This window comes from Streptomyces coryli (genome assembly GCF_011044975.1).
Taxonomy (GTDB): domain Bacteria; phylum Actinomycetota; class Actinomycetes; order Streptomycetales; family Streptomycetaceae; genus Streptomyces; species Streptomyces coryli.
Map to the genome: position 1 here is coordinate 1 of NZ_JAAKZV010000133.1, position 21765 is coordinate 21765.

Below are 21765 nucleotides of genomic sequence, written 5' to 3' on the forward strand. Positions count from 1 at the left end.
GCGGGTGGGTGGGCACAGGCCCGGCGCCAGCGACCCGCGACGGCCGCATAATGTCCCGATGATCTCCGCCCTCGACATAGCCGGCGCCGTCTTCATCGACATCGACGGCACCCTCGTCCCCCACCCGGGATCCGCGGTCTACGTCTCCCGCTACCTGGGCTGCGAGGACGCCATGGCCGAGGCCGAAGCGGCCTACGCCGCCGGGAAGCTCAGCAACCCGGAGGTCGCGGAGGCGGACGCCCGTACCTGGGCCGGCTTCAGCGAGAAGGAGATCGACGCCTGGCTCGAGGGCGTGCCCCTCGTCGACGGGATCGCCGAGACCGTCCACTGGTGCCGCGCCAACCGCCTCGAACCCGTCCTCACCACCCTCGCCTGGCAGCACATCGGCGCCCACCTCGCCCGCCGCTTCGGTATCGGCGCGTACTGCGGCCCCCAACTCGACACCGCCGAGGGCCACTTCACCGGCCGCGTACGGGCGTCCTTCGACGAGTACGGCAAGCGCGACTTCGCCCTCCGCCACGCCGCACAGCGCGGCCTCACCCCGCGCGACTGCGCCGCCATCGGCGACAGCCGCTCCGACCTCCCGCTCTTCGCCGAGGTCGGCCTCGCCGTCGCCTTCAACGCCGACGCCCAGGCCCGCGCCGCCGCGAACACCGCCGTCGACGGGCCGGACCTGCGGGCAGTGCTCCCCGCCATCGCCGGCTGGTTGGCAGGGACGTAAAACACCCAGCCGGGGCGCGGCCGCGAACGGCCGGCCCCGGCTGGATGCCATGGGGGGTGGGTGCGGCCCGGCGTCAGCCGCCGTAGGCCGCGAAGGCCTTGGTGAAGTCGTTCGGGCTCTGCTCGATCGAGCTGCACGTCGGCTGCACCGCGTCCGAGGCGCCGCCCTCGCAGGCCTTGTCGCGGGTGGCCGACCACATCGACAGGCCGCCGAGCTTCTTCTCCTTCGCGAAGGCGACCAGCTCCTTGGCGTCCGCGACCGTGAACTTCTCGACCGTCACGTCATTCACGCCGATCATCGGCGTGACCACGACTGACTTCCACGCCTCGGCGTCCGACAGGCCGAAGGTCTCCTTGACCTGCTTCTGCGTGGCGGTCGCGGCCTGGGTGGCGTACTTGCCCATGTCGCCGTCGTACGACGGGCCGTAGTCCATCGCCATGATGTTCACGGCGGAGACCTTCACGCCCTTCTCCTCGACGGTCTTCAGCAGATTCACGCCGTCCTGCGTCAGGCCCTCCGGCATCACCGGCAGCGTGAAGGTCACGTCCAGGTCGGGGTGCTCCTTCTGCAGCTGTGCGATGGCCTCCGCCCGGCGGGTGTTGGCGGCGGCGTCGGGCAGCGCGCCGCCCTCGATGTCGAAGTCGGCCTTCTTGAGCTTGTATTCGTCGATAACCTTGCCGTACGCGGCGGCCAGGGAGTCCGCCGAGTCGCATACGAGCCCGAGTTCGCTGCCCGCCGCGCCGCCGAAGGACACCCGGGCGTCGGCGCCCGCGTCCCGCAGCTCGCCGATCTTCGCCGCCACCGGGTCCTTGCCGAGCTCGGTCACGCCGCCCCACTTGGGGTTGCAGCCGTCGCCGCCGGTGATGAAGGCGAGGTTGAACTCCTTCACGCCGTGCTCCTTCGCCGCGCCGACGACGTCGTACGCGGGGGCGAGCGAGGTGTCGACGTACGGGGCGAACCCGGGCGCGGCGGCGGCGTCCTCGGCCGCCGGCTCGGAGCCGGCGAACGCGCCGGCGGCGACGAGCAGGCCGCCACCGGTGACGAGGATGGCGGCGCTGCCGGCGAGCGCGGACTTCAGGGCGCGGTGCTTGCTGCGGCGGTGGGTGGTGGGGGGAGTGGTGTTCACGTTCACGCGTCCTTATGTGTGCGGACTTGGGGACGGCGGGAACGCTAGCGTCGGTGAAACGGACAAAAGGCCTGATCAGGGCCCCGGCCGCGAGGCTTAAGGCTGCCTTCAGCCGGTGATCGGAGCCGATTAAAGGGCCCGGGGCGGCGGCCATCCGCGCGGCGCGCGCCCCGGGCCGCAGGCCCTATGCCGCGTAGCCCTTCGGCGGGATCAGCGTCGCCAGCTGATCGAACGACAGCCAGTAGATCTGGTTGCCCCCGAACGACGCCGGGTCCGCGATCAGCACCGTCCGCTGTGCGTCGTCGTAACCGATCACCGAGAAGTAGTGATAGATCGTCTGGTCCGGCGGATATCCGGGCGGCTGGTTGCCGGGCGGCGCGACGATGTTCGTGACCAGCGGATAGTTGTTGTCGATGTCGGTGACGATGTCGGTCCAGAGCAGGTCCTTCTCGGCCTGCGACGGCGGGTCGTTCGGCATCTCCTTGGTCTCGTACCAGCCGGTGCCGAGGTTCGCGTTCAGTACGTTCGTGACCTGGCTGATGTGGTCCGTGCCCGCCTCCGTGGTGCCGAGCTGCGCGGCGAGGTCCGCCTGGCTGGGCGGGGCGATGCGTGCGGAGAGCGCGATCCGGGTGGCGGCCGGGCCGCACCAGTAACCGGTCTCCTGCACCTGGTAGTCGATCTCCAGGGTCTTCGCCGCCGCGGTGTCCGCGGCCTCGACATGGAACCGGGTGCCGGGCTCGTTGTGCCCGCTGACCACGGCGGTGCCGGACTCCGAGCCGCGCTTCAGCACTTCGACCTGCTGCGGCCGGGTGTCCGGCTCATCGCCGGCCGCGGTGGGAGCGATCAGCACGCCGCAGGCTGCGGTCGCGGCAAGGGCGGTGGCTATGGCGGTGGGGACAAGTCTCGTACGCATACGGCCTCCTGATGCCGTCGTACGGGTGGGGGGTGCCCGTGTCGTGGGCACGCCAACGATAAGGGTGCGCCCACGCATGGTCCACGCGTCATACCTGGGAGTTACGTCCCCAGGTCGCGGCAGGTCACGGCAGTCACGACAGGCCCACGGCAGGTCACGGCAGCGAACGAAAGCTCACGACGACGCCCGCACCACCAGCTCCGTCGGCAGTACCAAGTGCGGCGGCTCCGCGCTGCGTTCGGCGATCTCCGCCAGCAGCAGCCGCACCATCGCCCGGCCCATCTCCATCGCCGGCTGCCGCACGCTGGTCAGCGCCGGGTCGGTATGCCGGGCCACCGCCGAGTCGTCGAAGCCGACCAGCGCCACGTCCTCCGGCACCCGCCGCCCGGCCGCCCGCAGCTCCCGCAGCGCACCCGCCGCCATCAGGTCCGACGCCGCGAAGACCGCGTCGAGATCCGGCTCCCGCGCGAGCAGCTCACGCGCCGCCGCCCGGCCGCCGGCCTCGGTGAAGTCCCCGTATGCGACCAGGTCTTCGCGGGCCCGCATCCCGGCCGACGACAGCGCCTCCCGGTACCCCGCCAGCCGCGCCTGCCCCACATACATGTCCCGCGGCCCCGCGATCGTCGCGATCGACCGCCGCCCCCGCCCGGCCAGATGCGCCACCGCCTCCCGCGCCCCGGCGACGTTGTCGGAGTCCACGTACGGCACCGCTTCCCCCGCCGTCCGCCGTCCGCTCAGCACGGCCGGCAGCTCGATCTGCCGCAGCAGATCCGGCAGCGGCTCGTCCTCGTGCACGGACACCAGCAGCACCCCGTCGACCCGGTGGCCGCTCAGATACGCGCCCAGCCGCCGCCGCTCCTGCGCGTCCCGGTTCAAGGTCAGCAGCAACTGCTTGTCGGCGGCGGCCAGTTCGGTGCTCACCCCGCTGATGATCGCCGCGAAGTACGGCTCCGAGAACAGCCGCTCCTCCGGCTCCGGGATCACCAGCGCCACCGCGTCCGTCAGGCCCGCGGCGAGCGCCCTGGCGGTGCGGTCGGGCACGTAACCGAGCTCCGCTATCGCCTGCTCCACCGCCGCCTTCGTCTCCGGGCTGACCTGCTGCGATCCATTGACCACCCGGGATACGGTGCCGCGCCCGACACCCGCCCGCGCGGCCACCTCCTCCAGCGTCGGCCGGCCACCGCGCCGACGGCCGACGCCGCCCTTTCCGCCCACCCGCCGCACCTGATCCATCCCCACCTCCAGAGCCAATCTCTGCCGGATCCCTTGACACCCCGCCGAAGAGCGGGACTCTTAAACACATCACAACTGGGAGCGCTCCCAACGTACTCGCCCCATCAAGCCGTCGAAAGCCGCAAGGAGCGTTACGCATGGCCGTCAGAACCCGCACGCCCCGTACCTTCCACAGAGCCGCAGCCTCTCTGGCCGCCTTAACTCTCGCCGCCGGCCTCTCCGCCGGATGCGCGGCAGACGACGAAGAGCCCGGCTCGGGGAAGGGCGGCGAGGGCAAAACCACCATCACCGTCGGCGTCTTCGGCGTCTTCGGCCTCAAGGAGGCCGGGCTCTACAAGGAGTACGAGAAGGCGAACCCGAACATCGTCATCAAGCAGAACTCCATCGAGCGCGTCGACCAGTACTACCCGGGCCTACTCACCCACCTCGCCTCCGGCAGCGGCCTGTCCGACATCCAGGCCGTCGAGGTCAACAACATCAACGAGGTCGTCTCCCAGCACGCCGACAAGTTCGAGGACCTGGGCAAGGCGCCCGGCGTGAAGAAGGACAACTTCCTTTCCTGGAAGTGGGACCAGGCCACCGCGGACGGCAAGACCATCGGCCTCGGCACCGACATCGGCCCGATGGGCATCTGCTACCGCAAGGACCTCTTCAAGAAGGCCGGGCTCCCCACCGACCGCGAAGAGGTCGGCAAGCTGTGGGCCGGGGACTGGGAGAAGTACATCGACGCCGGCGCCGACTACATGAAGAAGGCGCCCGCCGGCACCGCCTTCGTCGACTCCGGCGCGAGCATCTACAACGGCGCCAGCTCCGGCTACGAGACCCGCTACTACGACGAGTCGGGCAAGGTCATCTACAAGGACAGCGAGGGCGTCCAGGCCTCCTGGAACCTGGCCATGGACGCCATCAAGGGCAAGATGACCGCCAAGTACAAGCAGTTCACCCCGCAGTGGGACCAGGGCTACGCCAACGGCAAGTTCGCCACCGTGAGCTGCCCGCCCTGGATGCTCGGCTACATCAAGGACAAGGCGGGCAAGAAGGCCGATGACCAGTGGGACGTCGCCCAGGCGCCCAAGCCGGGCAACTGGGGCGGGTCCTTCCTGACCGTGCCCAGCGCCGGCAAGAACAAGAAGGAGGCCGCCAAGCTCGCCGCCTGGCTGACCGCCCCCGAGCAGCAGGCGAAGCTCTTCGAGAAGCAGGGCAGCTTCCCGAGCTCGCAGGCCGCCTTCGAACTGCCGGCCGTCGCGGACGCCAAGCACACGTACTTCGACGACGCCCCGATCGGCAAGATCTTCGCCGACGCCGCCAAGTCCATCCCGACCCTGGTGCTCGGCCCGAAGGACCAGCCGATCCTCCAGCAGATCACCGACATCGGCATCCTCCAGGTCGAACAGCAGGGCAAGTCGCCCGACGAGGGCTGGAAGGCCGCAGAGAAGAAGATCGACGACCTCTTGGAGCAGTGAGTCCGTGACTGAACTGACCGAGACCGCCGCGCCCTCCACGGGGGAGGAGGGCGCGGCCCCGGCCGGAGAGCGGCGCTTGGACAAGCGCGCGGCCCGGCGCAGCCGGCGCTACCAGCGCGACGTGAAGTGGAGCCCGTACGCCTTCATCGCGCCCTTCTTCCTCTTCTTCGGAGCCTTCGGGCTCTTCCCGCTGCTCTATACGGGCTGGGCGTCGCTGCACCGCGTCTCCCTCAACGACCCCAACCACATGGAGTGGGCGGGGCTGCACAACTTCACCCGGCTGATGGACGACGAGTTCTTCTGGAACGCGCTGCAGAACACCTTCACCATCGGCATCATCTCCACCGTCCCGCAGCTGGCGATGGCCCTGGGCCTCGCGCATCTGCTCAACTACCGGGTGCGCGGCTCGATGTTCTTCCGCGTCGCCGCCCTCACCCCGTACGCGACCTCGGTGGCCGCGGCCACGCTGGTCTTCGCGATGCTCTACGGCCGCGACTACGGCATGATCAACTGGGCGCTCGGGCTGGTCGGCATCGACAGCGTCGACTGGGAGAACGGCGACTGGACCTCTCAGATCGCCATCTCCACCATCGTCATCTGGCGCTGGACCGGCTACAACGCGCTCATCTACCTCGCCGCCATGCAGGCGGTCCCGCACGACCTGTACGAGTCGGCGGCGCTCGACGGGGCCTCGCGGTGGCAGCAGTTCATCCACGTCACCATCCCGTCGCTGCGGCCGACGATCCTCTTCACGGTGGTCGTCTCCACCATCGGAGCCACCCAGCTCTTCGGCGAGCCGCTGCTCTTCAGCGGGACGTCGGGCGCGGCGGGCGGCGCCGATCACCAGTACCAGACGCTGGGGCTCTTCCTGTACGAGAAGGGCTGGTTCGAACTCAACCTGGGCCGGGCATCCGCGATCGCCTGGACGATGTTCCTGATCCTGATCCTGATCGGGCTGGTCAACTGGCTGATCTCGTGGCGGCTCAAGAAGAGCGAGGGGGCGTAATGGCTGTCCGTATGGCGGTCCGCGGACGCGGCAGAGGACGCGGCGTACGACGCGCGGGCAAGCAGCTGCACGGCGGCTGGATCACGTACACCATCCTGATCATCTTCACCCTCGGCTCGCTCCTCCCGCTGATCTGGACGGCCATCGCGGCCTCCAGGACCTCGACCCGGCTGTCCGAGACGCCGCCGCCGTTCTGGTTCGGCGGGAATCTGATGGACAACCTCGGCGAGGCGTGGGACGGCGCCAACATGGGCCTGGCGCTGGCGAATACGGTCATCGTCGCCGGCGCCATCACCCTCGGCACGGTGCTGTTCTCCACCATCGCGGGCTTCGCCTTCGCCAAGCTCAGATTCCGCTTCAAGACGCTGCTGCTTCTGCTGGTGATCGGCACGATGATGGTGCCGCCGCAGCTCAGCGTGGTGCCGCTGTTCATGGCCATCGCCGAGCTGCAGTGGACCAACCAGCTGCAGGCGGTCATCCTGCCGGGCCTGGTCAGCGCCTTCGGGGTGTTCTTCATGCGGCAGTACCTCGTCGAGGCGCTGCCCACCGAGCTGATCGAGGCCGCCCGGGTGGACGGGGCGTCGTCGCTGCGGGTGGTGTGGCACGTCGTCTTCCCGATCGCGCGGCCCGCGATGGCCGTACTCGCCATGCTGACCTTCGTCTTCGCGTGGAACGAGTTCTTCTGGCCGATCATCGCGCTGACCCAGGACAATCCGACCGTCCAGGTCGCGCTCACCGGCCTGCCGCAGGGCTACGCCACCGACCGGTCCGTGATCATGGCGGGCGCGCTGCTCGGCACGCTCCCGCTGCTGGCGGCGTTCACGATCTTCGGCAAGCAGATCGTCGGCGGCATCATGCAGGGCGCGGTGAAGGGCTGACCGTTCCTCCGACCTCCAGTGCCCGAACTTCCTTACGTAACGACTGCCTTGGGAGCGCTCCCATCATGACCGGAAACGTCACGCTCACCTTCCCCCCGGACTTCATCTGGGGCGCCGCCACCGCCGCGTACCAGATCGAGGGTGCGGCGAGTGCGGACGGCCGCACGCCGTCGATCTGGGACACCTTCTCGCACACACCGGGCAGAACGGCGGGCGGCGACACCGGCGATGTCGCCGTCGACCACTACCACCGCTTCCGCGACGACGTGGCGCTGATGTCGGACCTGGACCTGGGCGCGTACCGCTTCTCGGTCTCCTGGCCGCGGGTGCAGCCCACCGGGCGTGGCCCGGCGGTCCAGCGCGGCCTGGACTTCTACCGCGCGCTGGTCGACGAGCTGCTGGAGAAGGGCATCACCCCGGCCCTCACCCTCTACCACTGGGACCTGCCGCAGGAGCTCGAGGACGCGGGCGGCTGGCCGCATCGCGATACGGCGTACCGCTTCGCGGAATACGCGGCCCTGGTCGGCGAGGCGCTCGGCGACCGGGTCGGGACCTGGATCACCCTCAACGAGCCCTGGTGCAGCGCCTTCCTCGGCTACGCGGCGGGCGTCCACGCCCCGGGCCGTACGGACCCGGCCGCGTCCCTCCGCGCCGCCCACCACCTCAACCTCGCCCACGGCCTGGCGACCAGCGAGCTGCGCCGCGTGCTGCCCGCCCGCGCCGAGGTCGGCATCAGCCTCAACCCGGCGACGGTCCGCCCCCGCACGCCGTCCGAGGCCGACCGCGACGCCGCCCGCCGCATCGACGCCCTGGCCACCCGCGTCTTCACGGGCCCGCTCTTCCACGGCCGTTACGACGCCGATCTGCTGGACGACACCGCCCGCCTGACGGACTGGTCCTTCGTACGCGACGGCGACCTGGAGCTGATCAAGCAGCCGCTGGACCTGCTCGGCCTGAACTACTACACCCCGTCGCTGGTCTCGGCCACCGACGCCGAGGGCAGCGCCCGCGAACGCCGCGACGGCCACGGCGCCCGCGACCACTCCCCGTGGCCGGCCGCCGACCGCGTCGCCTTCCACCAGCCGCCGGGGGAGCGCACCGCGATGGAGTGGTCGGTGGACCCGACGGGCCTCTACGACCTGCTGCAGCGCTTCTCCCGCGAGCTGCCGGGCCTGCCGCTGCTGATCACCGAGAACGGCGCCGCCTACGACGACAAGCCGGAACCGGACGGCAGCGTCCACGACCCGGAGCGGATCGCGTACTTGCACTGCCACCTGGAGGCGGTGCACGCCGCCCTCCGCGACGGCGCGAACATCCGCGGCTACTTCCTCTGGTCCCTCCTCGACAACTTCGAGTGGGCCTACGGCTACGAGAAGCGCTTCGGCGCGGTGTACGTCGACTACGCGACCCAGCAGCGGACGCCGAAGTCCAGTGCCCTCTGGTACGCCCAGGTGGCGCGCACGGGGCGGCTGCGGGAGGCGGACGACCTGGGCTGACGGCCGGCGGCGGCTACCCTGGTCTGCCCGCGGCGCCGCCGCGCGCCGGACGACGGAAGCAGGAGGGCCGGAATGGACGCCGGAACAGTGATCCCCATCGCGCTGCCCCTCGGCTTCATGATCATTCCGGCGCTGGTGGCCTACGCGTTCGCCAAGGACGTCCGCCGCAAGAAGCACATCATGCGCCACGGACTCACCGCCCCGGGCCAGTGCCTGCGGCGGCGGCAGCGCACGGTGAGCTCGGGCGGCAGCAGCAGCCGCGAGGTGTGGCACGACTTCGGCTTCACCGACGCCCGCGGGCAGTGGGTGCAGTTCCGGGAGCAGGCGAACATGTCGGTCAAGGAAGGCACCCCCGTCACCGTCCACTACCTCCCCGAGGACCCGGCCGGCTCGGCCACCACCGACCGGTCGGGCCTCCGCGGCTCCCAGGCGCTGGTCGTGGTCCTCAGCTGCGTATCGATGGCGGCGGCGGTGGTGCTGGTCGTAACGCTGCTGCTCTAGGCCTTGCGGGCGTCCCCGCGGGTATGCCTAGAGTCCCGAAGGTGAGCCGTATGAATGCCGCCGTCAGCGTGCGCCGTGCCACCGTCGCCGACCGTCCCGTGCTGGAGCGGCTGTGGCTGATGTTCAGCCATGACATGTCGGAGTTCCGCGGCGCGCTGCCGCACCCGGACGGGACCTTCCGCAGCGAACGGCTCGAGGCGGCCTTCAGCGACCCGGGCTGGGCCCCGTATCTGCTCACCACCGGCGACCAGCCCGCGGGCCTCGCCCTCGTCCGCGCCCTGGACCAGCCGACGCGCGTCCTGAACAGCTTCTTCGTGGTCCGCGGCGCGCGCCGGACCGGGATCGGGCTGCGCGCCGCTCAGCAGGTGGTCGCCCAACACCCCGGCAGCTGGGAGGTGGCCTTCCAGGACGCCAACCGGACCGCGGTGCGCTTCTGGCGCCGCGTCGCCGCGGAGATCGCCGGCCCGGCCTGGGCGGAGGAGCGCCGCCCCGTCCCGGGCCGGCCGGAGCTGCCGCCCGACGTGTGGATCTCGTTCAGTAGCCGGTGCCGCGCTTGACCATGTCGCGTTCGCTCTCGTGGGTCGCACCCTTGGCGTCCAAGGTGCGGCACGCGTCGTCGATGTCCTGGCTCAGCCGATGGATCTGCTCGCGGCTCAGGGTCTCCTTGACCAGGACGCGCATGATCTTCACCTGCTCCGCGTTGGGCGGGAGCGTGTACGCCGGCACCATCCAGCCGCGTTCGGCCGAGAGCTGCCAGGCGATGTCGGACTCGTCGTAGGCGCGCTTGCCGGCTAGGCGGAAGGCGACCAGGGGCAGCTGCTCGCGGTCGCTCCCGATCACTTCGAAGTGGCCGCTGTTGCGCAGGTTGTCCGCCAGCGTGCGGGCGTTCTCCTGCATCATCTGCATGATGTACGTGTAGCCCTGGCGGCCGTACCGGACGAAGTTGTAGTACTGAGCGAGCACCATCGACGCGCCGGTGGAGAAGTTCAGCGTGAAGGTCGCGTCGGTCTTGCCCAGGTAGTTCTCGTGGAATACGAGGTCGGTGGGCAGATCGGATTCCTCGCGGAAGACCAGCCAGCCGATGCCGGGGTAGACCAGGCCGTACTTGTGCCCCGAGACGTTGATCGAACGGACCTGCTCGAGCCGGAAGTCCCACTTCGAGTCCGGGTAGAGGAAGGGCCACACGAAGGCGCCGCTGGCTCCGTCGACGTGGATCGGGATGTCGAGGTCCCGCTTCTCGCGGACGTCCCGCAGGAGCTTGTCGATGCCGACGATGTCGTCCTTGTGGCCGGTGAAGGTGGTGCCGAGGACGGCGACGACGCCGATCGTGTTCTCGTCGAGGTGGGGCTCGACGTCCTCCGGGCCGATCGTGTACTTGTCCTCGGCGAGCGGCACGATCCGGGGTTCGACATCGAAGTAGCGGCAGAACTTCTCCCACACGACGTGGACGTCCCCGCCGAAGATCAAGTTGGGCCGGTCGGCCGCCAGCCCGGCCGCCCGGCGGCGCTCCCGCCACTTCCACTTCAGCGACAGTGCGCCGAGCATGATCGCCTCGGAGGATCCCTGGGTCCGGCATCCGGTGGTCTCGCCCGGCGCGTTGAAGAGGTCGGCGAGCATACGCACACAACGCTGCTCGATCTCGGCGGATATGGGGTATTCCGCATGGTCGATGAAGTTGCGGTGGAGGTTCTCGGCGATGATCCGCTGCGCCTCCGGCTCCATCCACGTGGTCACGAACGTGGCGAGGTTGCGCTGCGGATCCCCCTCCATGGCGAGATCCACATCCAGCAGCCGCATGGCGTCCGTCGCGGTCATGCCCTCCTCGGGAAATTTCTTCGCGGGAGGTCGCGAGGTCAAGAACCGATTGCCGAATAACTCTGAGTCATCGGGCTTAGTCATGCGGCCATTCAAGCAGCGCCGGAACCTGCCGTCGATGATGTGGCCGTTTGGACTGATATTGGCGGTCATGATCGGTCGCAGTGGCCGGGTGGGGGCATCGTCGGCGGACCGCAGCAGAGCCCTCGCCGCATCAGGGCTACCACCGCGCCGGCGCCGGCGACCACCCCGAAGGAGAGCGCCGGTTGCGGCAACTGTGGGCAGAATCAGCCGAGGTCTCGACTTCTGCGCCCCAAAACACGGCCGTTCAAGATTCGATGAGATCCGAGAAGCTTCGCCGAGACGGGACAGCAGGTGTCCTGTGACAGTGGTTCTTGACGGTTTGCCACCGAACTCTGACTGATCCTTTCATTCACAGCACAGCGAACTTGTCATTTGTCTTGACATCCATCGGAGGCTCTCCCACCTGCGTCTTTCGGTGCTGGCCGAACCACATCGACAATACGCCCGAGGCGGTAGATAACTACTCCCGAGGAGAGACACTCCTTTGGAGGGGGAACACCATGAACCGCAAGCGAATTCTCGGTGCGCTCATTGCCACCGCCAGCGCCGTTCCGTTGGTTTTGGTGCCGTCGTCGGTGTCGGCAAAGGAGGCCGGCGCGCTAGGCAGCTGCATCTGGGACAACGTCGTCACCTGGGACGCGGGTAGCGGGGACAACGGAACCTCGAACAGAATTCCAGGCGGGGACGATCCCGGATATGCAGACACCACTCGTACGTGGTACATCACCACAAGTAGATGCGCAGACATCAACATCGCCCTGAAATCAAGACCGCAACCCGCGCAGACCATTGGAGTCCGTGCCTGCTACTCAAGTGGGTATTGTGACTCGTGGAAGTACTGGGGGTCGGGTTACAGCGGCTGGCTCGAACTGAACGATCAGCAGCCCAGCATCCCCGACGGCCGGTGGTTCTACGTCGAGATGTACGGCGTCGACCCGTATACGACAGGGTGGATCGCCGCCTAGTCATCTCCAGCGCCAGGGCCTCTTGGTAGCTCCGAGTTACTGAAACCGGCGAGCGATTCCAGGAGACCCTGGCTTCACCATGCGCCCCATTCAGGGCTGCTGCCCTGCCAGTTGCGGCGAAGCAGTTCCATACCCAAGGGAGACAGGGCGTGCAGCACTCGATTGCGATCGCGGCAACTCGTCACCAGCCCCGCTTGCCTTAGGACCTTGGCGTGCTCACTCGCCGAGGGCGGTGAGATCCCCGCGCGTCGGGCGAGCTCGCTGGTGGTGATCTGTCGGCCGTGCAATGTCTGCAGCACTGCGCTGCGGGTGGCCCCGAGCAGGGCATGGAGCGTTGTTCCTGACCGGTCGCACCCCGGCAGTGCCTCGACGGTGCGCGGCACCGGATAGATCAGCACCGGCGGCAGCTCCGGATCGAAGAGCGTCAACGGGCCGCTCACGCAGAAGTACGACGGGATGAGTCGAATTCCGCGGCCATCCAGGCGTAACTCCTGGTCGCGGTGGGTGGGGATGCACAGCTCCCCGTGACTCCAGATCATCATCGGGGCAAAGCTCGCCAGCAGACCCTCGATACCGTGCTGTGCCAGCGCGCTGACTCGCCGTTGGCGGTCATGGGCCAGCTCAGTCTCCATTCTGTGGCCGTACGGGGCGACGATGAGGCTGTATACGGTGCGCATCGCCGCGGTGAACTGGTCGAGCAACTGCGGTTCGCCGGTGGCCAAGGCGCGTGCCTCGCCCGGGAGGGCGCGAGAGGAGGCCAGCTGGGCCAGGTCTCGGGCCAGGGCAGCCCTGGGTGTACAGCGAACAGCCTCGAGTGCCTCTTCGAGGCCGAACTCGGCAGCGTTCGGCGTCAAGAAGTCGGGGAAATAACCGACGTTGGGGTTCAAGGCCCTTAACAGCGGGCCCATCGGCCCCAGTTTTGCCTGACCCAGCGCGGCGCGAGCCTCACGGCGCCAGATACCGAACAGCGCATCCCCGGGCTGCGGTTGGAGCATCTGAATGCTCAGGACCAGCTCCCACGTCGGATCGCGAGTTCCGGCGATGCGCGTGCGGGCGATGTCCTGGCTGGTGAAGAGAATGCGTAGCACGATCCCCCTCTCCTCAGCGAGCCTCTCGGCCCGTGGCGGGCCGTCAAACTTTAGTGGCAATCGAACGAGCTTCGGTGGCACAGGACAACAGGAACCGATGTGCCGCCGGAGCGCTGAGTAGAACGTTTATTCGAACGCATGGCCTCATCGGGCCATGGCGCACCCCTTTCAGGCACGCGGACGGATCCATCTCGGCTGTGACTCAGGCCATGAGGCGACGGATGTGTGAGGCGCTGACGGAGCTGTGGGCGGCGGCCCTCGCCGAGCGTCGGGCACGGACTCCGGGGCCCGAGGAAGGGTGGGTTTCCTAGATCCACTCCCCGGGCACTCCCAGCAGACGCGGACAGCAGTCAGGCCCGGTGCTCCGTAACGGAGAACCGGGCCTGACCTGCGTTTTCATCAGGGTGAGTGACGGGACTTGAACCCGCGGCCACCTGGACCACAACCAGGTGCTCTACCAACTGAGCTACACCCACCATGCCCGCTGTGACGTGCGCAGCGGCCGAGTAGAAGTGTACAGGGTCCGGACGGGTGCTCGCCTCCGGCTTATGCCTCGGTGGTGGGGGCGGGACGGTGGCGGGCGGCGATCGTGCGGCAGGTCTCCGAGTCCGGGCCCGGCTGCGGGACGAAGATCGCCTCGCGGTAGTAGCGGAGCTCGGTGATGGACTCGCGGATGTCGGCGAGGGCCCGGTGGTTGCCCGCCTTGTCGGGGCTGTTGAAGTACGCCCGCGGGTACCAGCGGCGGGCCAGCTCCTTCACCGACGAGACGTCCACGATCCGGTAGTGGAGGTAGTCCTCCAGCGTCGGCATGTCCCGGAAGAGGAAGCCGCGGTCGGTGCCGACCGAATTCCCGCACAGCGGCGCCTTGCCGCGGTCCGGCACATGCTTCTTGATGTACGCCAGCACCTGCTCCTCGGCGTCGGCGAGGGTCGTACCCCCGTCGAGCTCGTCCAGCAGCCCGGACGCGGTGTGCATCTCGCGCACCACGTCCGGCATCGTCGCCAGCGACTCGGCCGGCGGGCGGATCACGATGTCCACGCCGTCGCCGAGGATATTCAGCTCGGAGTCCGTGACCAGCGCCGCCACCTCGACGAGGGCGTCGGTGGCCAGGGAGAGGCCGGTCATCTCGCAGTCGATCCACACCATCCGGTCGTTCATGGACGTCACCTTATGCCGCGGTCCCGCTGCGCGGGGACAGCCGGGCGCCCGGGACCCCCTCCGTAGCCGCCTTCGTACGTGTCCTTGTCCGGCTTCTCACCGGACCCGGACCCGGAGCCGGACCCGCCTCCCGACCCGGAGCCCGACCCCGATCCCGGCCCGGACTCCCCGGTCCCCGGATTCCGGGCCCTGAAGGCGGCCCGGTACGCGGCAGGGGAGGACCCGAGCTGGCGGCGGAAGTGCCCGCGCAGCGCCACCGGGGAGCGGAAGCCGCAGCGGGAGGCCACCTCGTCGACCGAGAAGTCCGAGGTCTCCAGCAGCCGCTGCGCCTGCAGCACTCGCTGGGTGATCAGCCACTGCAGCGGCGCCGAGCCGGTGAGCGTACGGAACCGGCGGTCGAAGGTGCGCCGCGACATGTACGCCCGCCCGGCCAGCGCCTCCACATCGAACTGCTCGTGCAGGTGCTCCAGCGCCCACGCGACCACCTCGGCGAGCGGGTCGCCGCCGATCTCCTCCGGTAAAGAACGGTCCAGATGCCGCTCGGGCACGGCCCCGGCGGCGGGCGCGGCCGTGCCGGGAGCGGTACGGCGGCCCGGGACCACCAGGCGGCGGGCGAGGGCCGCGGCGGCCTCGGGGCCGTGGTCGCTGCGCACGATGTGCAGGCAGAGGTCTATGCCGGCGGCGGTGCCGGCGGAGGTGAGGATGTCGCCGTCGTCGACGTAGAGCTCGCGCGGGTCCACGTGCACCGACGGGTAGCGCTTGGCGAGCGTCGGGGCGTACATCCAGTGGGTGGTCGCCGGGCGGCCGTCCAGCAGTCCGGCGGCGGCCAGGGCGAAGGCTCCGGTGCACAGTCCGGCGATGCGGGCGCCCTCGTCGTGCGCCCGGCGCAGCGCCTCCAGGGCCGCGGCGGGCGGCGGCTCGGTGATCGAGCGCCAGGCCGGTACGACGATGGTGCCGGCCTTGGCGAGCGCCTCGAGGCCGTGCGGAGTGGCCAGCTCCAGGCCGCCGGTCGTATGCAGCGGCGGCTCCTCGCCCGCGCAGACCAGCAGGCGATAGCGGGGTCCGGCGGCGTCGTGGCGGCCGTCGCCGAAGATCGACAGGGGTATGGAACTCTCAAAGATCGGACCGCCGCTGAACAGCAGCACCGCGACCACCTCACGCCGGCGGCGTTCACGTACCGCCGTGGCTGTGCCGGTTGTTGCAGTGGCAGCCGCTGCCGCCCGCCCGCCGTGCGGCGCGGCGGTGGAGTCCTGGCTCATTCCGCAAAGCCCCCCTCGGTTGTCCCGTCCGACGCGATTGGCCTGCAAGATCAAATCTACTGTGTCCCCAGGGGCCACCGGGACCAGTTGACCACCGCGTTCCAAGTCGACATGGAAACTTGGCGTGAAGCATTCGATCACGAAGCGTTGCACTGCTCGCGCTCGCTGTGAAGTGCGCCTTTCATCGCGGGCGACCCCCGCGGGCTTCGTGCGCCCGCAGCGCGCCGGTACGACCAGGTGGCAGCACTCTTGACGACTTTGGGTACCAACTTCCTTATAGGGAAGGGAAGTTGGCCGAAAAATGCGGGTCGCAGGCGTACTTTGGGCCGCTTCTCGACCGCTTTCCGTCGCAGGTAGCGGTCCGCGGCGTCCGGTACGAGGTCCGCTGACAGATCTCGCACCAGGCGGGGGGCGCGGTGAAGGCGCACGGGAGCGCGAGGGGTGACAGTCCGGCCCGCCCCCCGACGGGACCCGGGGCATTGCGCGAACGGGCGGAGTCGGGCATGCTCCCGTAAACCCCTCGCCGGGGCGTCAGGCAGCACACAGGTTTGAAGCTCTGTGCAGGCGGGGAGTGTCGCCGTACCCTTGGGGTAAGGGCTTGGGAAGATGCTTCCCGGACACTGCGGCAGCTGTCGGACGTCAGGAGAGCAAAACCCCTCCATCAAGCCACCAGCTAGCCAACAGCCCTTCCTCCCGCTCGTATTGAGGACTCCCTTCGCAGAGACGACGATGGCCGGTCACGAAATTCCCGAACCCGCGGACCGCAAGCAGTTCGCCGACCTGACGGCGGACTTCGAGGCGGTCATCGAAGCCGAACCCCGCCGGACCTGCGATCCGGCCTTCAAGCACGGGGTCGTGGTGGGCTTTGACGGCTCCACCTCCAGTGAGCGCGCGCTGGCGTACGCGATCGGCATGACGCGTCGCTCCGGCTGCGGCCTGATCATCGTGCACGTGGCGAACCGGCTGCCCACCACCGTGTGGGCCGGCTGCGAGCCGCCCGTGTTCGTGGACGTCCCCGATCACCGGACCGAAGTGCTGGGCCTGGAGCTGGCCTGCGCGGACTATTTGTCCGAAGTGTCCTGGATTCTGGTGGAACGTGGCGGGGACATCTGCCACGAACTGGAGGAAGTCGGCCGGGAGTACGAGGCGGACGCGATCGTGGTCGGCTCGACGCAGGGCGTCGTCGGCCGGATCTTCGGCTCGGTTGCGGGCCGGCTGGCGCGGCGGGCCAAGCGGCCGGTCGTCGTCATTCCCTGACGGACCCTCCGGGCACCTCTTCCCGTACGTCAAGCGCGCGTTGACCGCACGAAAAATACCGACGCGTAGATGTTGTTTGTGAATTTGTGAGGGGCATATAGGGGGAAGCACAACAGCACAGCACGGAAGGGAGCCCGCCGTGGACAAAGACGTCTCCGCGGGAAGCACCACCTCATCGCTCGGCTACCTCCTACTGGGCCTGACGCTGCTGTCGTTCGGCCTGGTGCACACCGACGTGATCAGCGGCACCGGCGCCGCTGACCTAACGGATCTCGCGCTCTACGTGGGGGGCGTCGCCCTCTTCGTTACGGGGCTCCTGGAGCTCCGCTCCGGCGCGACGTTCACCGGCACGGCTTTCGCCGCCCTGGGTGCCTTCTGGTTCACCTGGGCGAGCGCGAGCGGCGCCGAACTGTCGGCCAACGCCGCCGGTCTGTTCCTGTTGATGTGGGCCGTCCTGGCGCTCAGCCTGGCGTTCGCATCGACCTCGGCCGGGCGGCTCACCGAAGTCGTGTACGGGCTCCTGTTCGTCAGCCTGCTGCTGATGGCACTCGGCAGCTTCGCCGACGCAAGCGACCTCACAAAGATCGGCGGATGGGCCGCGGCGGTGTCGGGTGCGGCGTCCTGGTACGCCGCGACCGCGGCACTCGCGCACTGGCCCACTTCGCTCACCCGACGTGCTGCCGACCGGGAGGTGACGGTCCCCGGGTAGGCAGCCGCACTGCCGGCGTAATGGGCGACGCCGGCACAGGGGAGGCGACCCCCCGCACGCTATTGGTGGCTGCGTGTGGGGGGTCGCTCACGTCCGGGTGCGGGCGGCTTACTCGACCGTGACCGACTTCGCCAGGTTCCGCGGCTTGTCGATGTCCCGGCCCAGGGCGAGGGCCGTGTGGTACGCCAGCAGCTGCAGCGGGATGCCCATCAGGATCGGGTCCAACTCGTCCTCGTTCTTCGGCACGACGATGGTGTGGTCGGCCTTCTCCTGCTCCTGGTGCGCGACCGCGAGGATCCTGCCGCTGCGGGCCTTGATCTCCTCCAGCGCCGCGCGGTTCTTCTCCAGCAGGTCGTCGTCGGGGACGATCGCGACGGTCGGCATCGCCGGCTCGATGAGGGCGAGGGGGCCGTGCTTCAGCTCGGAGGCCGGGTAGGCCTCGGCGTGGATGTACGAGACCTCCTTCAGCTTCAGCGAGGCCTCGCGGGCCACCGGGTAGCCCCGTACCCGGCCGATGAAGAGCATCGAGCGGGCGTCGGTGTACTGCTGGGCGAGCTTGGCGATCTCGTCCTCGCGGGCCAGGATCTCGGTGATCTGCTCGGGCAGCTTGCGCAGGCCAGCGATGATCCGCTTGCCGTCGGCGACCGAGAGGTCGCGGATGCGGCCGAGGTGCAGGGCGAGCAGCGCGAAGGCGACGACCGTATTCGTGAAGCACTTGGTCGAGACGACGCAGACCTCCGGACCCGCGTGCACGTACACGCCACCGTCGGTCTCGCGGGCGATGGCGGAGCCGACCACGTTCACGACGCCCAGGACGCGGGCGCCCTTGCGCTTGAGCTCCTGGACGGCGGCGAGGACGTCGTAGGTCTCGCCGGACTGGGAGACGGCGATGTAGAGGGTGTCGGGGTCGACGACCGGGTTGCGGTAGCGGAATTCGGAGGCGGGCTCGGAGTCGGCCGGGATGCGCGCCAGCTCCTCGATCAGCCCCGCGCCGATCTGGCCCGCGTGGTACGACGTGCCGCAGCCCAGGATCTTCACCTGGCGGATCTTGCGGGCCTCGCGCGGGTCCAGGTTCAGCCCGCCCAGGTGGACGGTGGAGAAGCGGTCGTCGATGCGGCCGCGCAGCACGCGGTCGACGGCGTCGGCCTGCTCGCTGATCTCCTTGTGCATGTACGTGTCGTGGGCGCCCATGTCGTACGACGCGGCCTCGACCTCCACCGTCTCCGGCGAGGCGGCCGTGCGGGAGCCCTCGCGGGTGGTGTAGGTGCGGTAGTCGTCCGCCTTGATGGTGGCCATCTCGCCGTCGCCGAGGGTGACGACCTGGCGGGTGTGGGAGACGAGCGCGGCCACGTCCGAGGCGACGAACATCTCTTTCTCGCCGATGCCGAGGACGACGGGGGAGCCGTTACGGGCGACGACGATGCGGTCGGGGAAGGCGGCGTGCAGCACGGCGATGCCATAGGTGCCCTCGATGTGCCGCAGGGCGTCGCGGACCTTCTCCTCGAGCTTGTCGGCCTGCGAGCGGCCGATGAGGTGGGCGAGCACCTCGGAGTCGGTCTCGGAGGCGAACTCGACGCCGTCGGCCTCGAGTTTGGCGCGCACCTCGGAGGCGTTGTCGATGATGCCGTTGTGGACGACGGCGACCTGGCCGTCGGCGTCCAGGTGCGGGTGGGCGTTGACGTCGTTGGGTGCGCCGTGGGTGGCCCAGCGGGTGTGGGCGATGCCGGTGGTGCCGGCGAAGCGCTTCGGCAGGCGGGAGTCGAGGTCGCGGACGCGGCCCTTGGCCTTGACCGTCTTCAGTCCTCCGGACTTCCCGCTGATGGCGACGCCCGCCGAGTCGTAGCCGCGGTACTCCAGGCGCTGCAGGCCTTCGAGGAGCAGCGGGGCGGCGTCACGCTTGCCGATGTATCCAACGATTCCGCACATACCGTTCCTTGGTGTAGTTGGTGAGGGTCAGCCGGGTTGCCCGGGTTCAGCCGTACACGATGCGACGCAGCTGCCGCAGCGACAGTTCCGGTGGCGCGACCGCCCGGTGGGGCAGCTCCTGCGCGATGCGGCGGAAGATCTCGTCGTTGACCAGACCCTGCCCCCGCAGCTCCCGGTGGCGCCTGCGGACGAACTCCTCGGCCGGCTCGTCGAAGTACGCGAGCACGTCCTGGATCACCCGGGCAGCTTCGCCGCGCTGGAGGGGCGCGCTGCGCACCAGGTGGTCGATGAGGTCGTCGTGCATCCGTCGATAGTGCTCGATGATCTTGGCGTTTAGCAAGAATCCTGCCCGGAATCGGGCAGGGTCGCGTTGATTCCGCTTTCGGGGCGGGTCGGGCGGGAGTCCGGGATTGGTCTACACCTTGACGGCTGAGGGGCCTGGCAGTAGGCATGTGGATGCTCCGTAATGCTCCATGCCCATGACAGTCACGCAACTTCACGCACCGCGGCTCCCTCGGAAGGGACTCCCCTGTGAGACGTCGTACTGCCCGCAAACGGATCCGCCACCTCTTCTGCGCCCTGCTCCTGACCACCGGCGTGGCCGCCGGCACCACGGGAGCGTCGATGGACGACGCGGCCCCGGCCGCCGCCGACGGCCCGGTCCCGCTGGGCCAGGTGATCCCGGCGCCGACGTCGGCCAAGCCGGCCGGCAGCCCGTACGGGATCACCGGCAAGACCGTCATCCGCACCGACCGCACCGGCGCCGCGGTCGCCAAGCAGCTCGCCGAGCTGCTGCGCCCGTCGACCGGCTTCGCCCTGCCCGTCCGGGAGGGCCCGGGCACGGACGGCATCCAGCTGCGTACGTCGTCCGCGGAGCGCTCGCTGGGCGAGGAGGGCTACCGGCTGAAGTCCGGGCCCGGCGGCGTCCGGATATCCGCGTACCGCGCCGCGGGGCTCTTCCACGGCATGCAGACGCTGCGGCAGCTGCTGCCGGCGGCTGTGGAGTCGGGGTCCGCCCAGCCCGGCCCGTGGCAGGTCGCGGGCGGCGAGATCACCGACAAGCCGCGCTACGGCTATCGCGGCGCGATGCTCGACGTCTCGCGGCACTTCTTCAGCGTGGACAAGGTCAAGCGCTACATCGACCAGATGGCGCTCTACAAGGTCAACCGCCTCCACCTGCACCTCTCGGACGACCAGGGGTGGCGGATCGCGATCGACTCCTGGCCGCGGCTGACGGAGTACGGCGGCTCGACGCAGGTGGGTGGCGGTGCGGGTGGTTACTACAGCAAGGCCGACTACAAGGAGATCGTCCGCTACGCGGCGAGCAAGCACCTGACGGTGGTGCCCGAGATCGACATGCCGGGCCACACCAACGCGGCGCTGGCGTCGTACGCGGACCTCAACTGCGACGGTGTGGCACCGCCGTTGTACACGGGTACGGATGTCGGCTTCTCGTCGCTGTGCGTGCCGAAGGAGATCACGTACGACTTCGTCGACGACGTGATCGGCGAGCTCGCGGCGATGACTCCCGGTAAGTACATCCACATCGGCGGCGACGAGGCGCACTCGACGAGCCATGAGGACTACGTGAAGTTCATGGACCGCGTGCAGCCGATCGTGGCGAAGCACGGGAAGAAGGTCATGGGCTGGCATCAGATCATCGCGGCGACCCCGGTGAAGGACTCCCTGGCCCAGTACTGGGGGACGACAGGGACGGACGCGGACGTGATCGCGGCGGCCAAGAAGGGCCAGAAGTTCGTGATATCGCCGGCGAACCGCACCTACCTTGACATGAAGTACAACAAGGACACACCGCTGGGTCTGAGCTGGGCCGGCTACGTGGAGGTCCAGCAGTCGTACTCGTGGGACCCGGGGACGTACTTGCAGGGCGCGCCGGCGGATTCGGTCGCGGGGGTCGAGGCCCCCCTGTGGTCGGAGACGATCTGGGAGAGCGCACACATCGACTACATGGCGTTCCCGCGGCTGGCGGGGGCGGCGGAGCTCGGGTGGTCGTCGGCTTCGGCTTTGAACTGGGATGCGTATAAGGCGCGTTTGGGTGCGCAGGGGCCGCGGTGGGAGATCATGGGGATCGACTTCTATCGGTCGCCGCAGGTGCCTTGGTCCTGACGGACGTTGGGGTGATTCGGCTCCCCACCCTCCCACCCAC

At 69.1% G+C, this 21765-nt stretch carries 20 protein-coding genes and 1 tRNA gene; 11 read left to right on the plus strand and 10 right to left on the minus strand.

Going from position 1 to position 21765, the window contains the following annotated elements; genetic code table 11:
• The first annotated feature begins 58 nt into the window (after positions 1–58).
• Complete coding sequence (locus G5C51_RS25570) at positions 59–721, plus strand: HAD family hydrolase (protein ID WP_165240560.1); 663 nt, start codon at positions 59–61, stop codon at positions 719–721.
• A gap of 73 nt (positions 722–794) precedes the next feature.
• Here G5C51_RS25570 and G5C51_RS25575 read toward each other — a convergent pair whose 3' ends face one another.
• The 3 genes from G5C51_RS25575 to G5C51_RS25585 form a co-directional block, all read right to left on the minus strand.
• A complete protein-coding gene (locus G5C51_RS25575; protein WP_165240561.1) occupies positions 795–1847 on the minus strand; it encodes a glycoside hydrolase family 18 protein in 1053 nt (350 codons plus the stop codon).
• A 184-nt stretch (positions 1848–2031) separates the two neighbouring features.
• Positions 2032–2760, minus strand: a complete 729-nt coding sequence (locus G5C51_RS25580) for a C39 family peptidase (protein ID WP_165240562.1) — start codon at positions 2758–2760, stop codon at positions 2032–2034.
• Positions 2761–2934: 174 nt separating this feature from the next.
• The gene (locus G5C51_RS25585; protein WP_165240563.1) at positions 2935–3993 is read right to left on the minus strand and encodes a LacI family DNA-binding transcriptional regulator; all 1059 of its coding nucleotides are present in this window, start codon (positions 3991–3993) and stop codon (positions 2935–2937) included.
• Positions 3994–4130: 137 nt separating this feature from the next.
• Here G5C51_RS25585 and G5C51_RS25590 point away from each other — a divergent pair, with 137 nt between their 5' ends.
• The 6 genes from G5C51_RS25590 (at position 4131) to G5C51_RS25615 (ending at position 9894) form a co-directional block, all read left to right on the plus strand.
• A complete protein-coding gene (locus tag G5C51_RS25590) occupies positions 4131–5456 on the plus strand; it encodes an ABC transporter substrate-binding protein (protein WP_165240564.1) in 1326 nt (441 codons plus the stop codon).
• A 4-nt stretch (positions 5457–5460) separates the two neighbouring features.
• Positions 5461–6462: a carbohydrate ABC transporter permease gene (locus G5C51_RS25595; RefSeq protein WP_165240565.1), complete on the plus strand. Its 1002-nt coding sequence runs from the start codon at positions 5461–5463 to the stop codon at positions 6460–6462.
• A complete protein-coding gene (locus G5C51_RS25600) occupies positions 6462–7340 on the plus strand; it encodes a carbohydrate ABC transporter permease (RefSeq protein ID WP_165240566.1) in 879 nt (292 codons plus the stop codon). The genes G5C51_RS25595 and G5C51_RS25600 overlap by 1 nt, the downstream gene beginning before the upstream one ends.
• Positions 7341–7405: 65 nt before the next feature.
• Complete coding sequence (locus G5C51_RS25605; protein WP_165240567.1) at positions 7406–8836, plus strand: GH1 family beta-glucosidase; 1431 nt, start codon at positions 7406–7408, stop codon at positions 8834–8836.
• Positions 8837–8908: 72 nt separating this feature from the next.
• A complete protein-coding gene (locus G5C51_RS25610) occupies positions 8909–9337 on the plus strand; it encodes a DUF3592 domain-containing protein (protein WP_165240568.1) in 429 nt (142 codons plus the stop codon).
• Between the two features lie 50 nt (positions 9338–9387).
• Positions 9388–9894, plus strand: a complete 507-nt coding sequence (locus G5C51_RS25615; RefSeq protein ID WP_165240577.1) for a GNAT family N-acetyltransferase — start codon at positions 9388–9390, stop codon at positions 9892–9894.
• Here G5C51_RS25615 and gad read toward each other — a convergent pair.
• The gene (gad, locus tag G5C51_RS25620; RefSeq protein WP_165240569.1) at positions 9872–11236 is read right to left on the minus strand and encodes a glutamate decarboxylase; all 1365 of its coding nucleotides are present in this window, start codon (positions 11234–11236) and stop codon (positions 9872–9874) included. The two genes, G5C51_RS25615 and gad, sit on opposite strands and share 23 nt — an antisense overlap.
• 500 nt (positions 11237–11736) lie before the next feature.
• Here gad and G5C51_RS25625 point away from each other — a divergent pair, with 500 nt between their 5' ends.
• Positions 11737–12201 carry a hypothetical protein gene (locus G5C51_RS25625; RefSeq protein WP_165240570.1) on the plus strand — a complete coding sequence of 155 codons (465 nt, stop codon included), beginning with the start codon at positions 11737–11739 and terminating at the stop codon, positions 12199–12201.
• A gap of 74 nt (positions 12202–12275) precedes the next feature.
• Here G5C51_RS25625 and G5C51_RS44120 read toward each other — a convergent pair whose 3' ends face one another.
• The 4 genes from G5C51_RS44120 to G5C51_RS25645 all read right to left on the minus strand — a co-directional run bounded on the left by G5C51_RS44120 (position 12276) and on the right by G5C51_RS25645 (position 15706).
• Positions 12276–13289 carry a helix-turn-helix domain-containing protein gene (locus G5C51_RS44120; RefSeq protein ID WP_165240571.1) on the minus strand — a complete coding sequence of 338 codons (1014 nt, stop codon included), beginning with the start codon at positions 13287–13289 and terminating at the stop codon, positions 12276–12278.
• A gap of 403 nt (positions 13290–13692) precedes the next feature.
• Positions 13693–13765, minus strand: a tRNA-His gene (locus G5C51_RS25635).
• Between the two features lie 70 nt (positions 13766–13835).
• Entirely contained in the window at positions 13836–14447 is a 612-nt protein-coding gene (gene orn, locus G5C51_RS25640) for an oligoribonuclease (RefSeq protein WP_165240572.1), read from the minus strand.
• Positions 14448–14452: 5 nt separating this feature from the next.
• Complete coding sequence (locus G5C51_RS25645) at positions 14453–15706, minus strand: helix-turn-helix domain-containing protein (RefSeq protein ID WP_165240573.1); 1254 nt, start codon at positions 15704–15706, stop codon at positions 14453–14455.
• A 729-nt stretch (positions 15707–16435) separates the two neighbouring features.
• Here G5C51_RS25645 and G5C51_RS25650 point away from each other — a divergent pair.
• Complete coding sequence (locus tag G5C51_RS25650; protein WP_165240574.1) at positions 16436–16963, plus strand: universal stress protein; 528 nt, start codon at positions 16436–16438, stop codon at positions 16961–16963.
• Between the two features lie 139 nt (positions 16964–17102).
• Positions 17103–17672: an acetate uptake transporter gene (locus G5C51_RS25655; protein WP_165240575.1), complete on the plus strand. Its 570-nt coding sequence runs from the start codon at positions 17103–17105 to the stop codon at positions 17670–17672.
• Positions 17673–17780: 108 nt separating this feature from the next.
• Here G5C51_RS25655 and glmS read toward each other — a convergent pair whose 3' ends face one another.
• Both glmS and G5C51_RS25665 read right to left on the minus strand, forming a co-directional pair.
• Complete coding sequence (gene glmS / locus G5C51_RS25660) at positions 17781–19598, minus strand: glutamine--fructose-6-phosphate transaminase (isomerizing) (protein ID WP_165240576.1); 1818 nt, start codon at positions 19596–19598, stop codon at positions 17781–17783.
• A gap of 46 nt (positions 19599–19644) precedes the next feature.
• A complete protein-coding gene (locus tag G5C51_RS25665; protein ID WP_206314317.1) occupies positions 19645–19902 on the minus strand; it encodes a hypothetical protein in 258 nt (85 codons plus the stop codon).
• Between the two features lie 320 nt (positions 19903–20222).
• Here G5C51_RS25665 and G5C51_RS25670 point away from each other — a divergent pair, with 320 nt between their 5' ends.
• A complete protein-coding gene (locus tag G5C51_RS25670) occupies positions 20223–21725 on the plus strand; it encodes a beta-N-acetylhexosaminidase (RefSeq protein ID WP_165240579.1) in 1503 nt (500 codons plus the stop codon).
• The last annotated feature ends 40 nt before the right edge of the window (positions 21726–21765 follow it).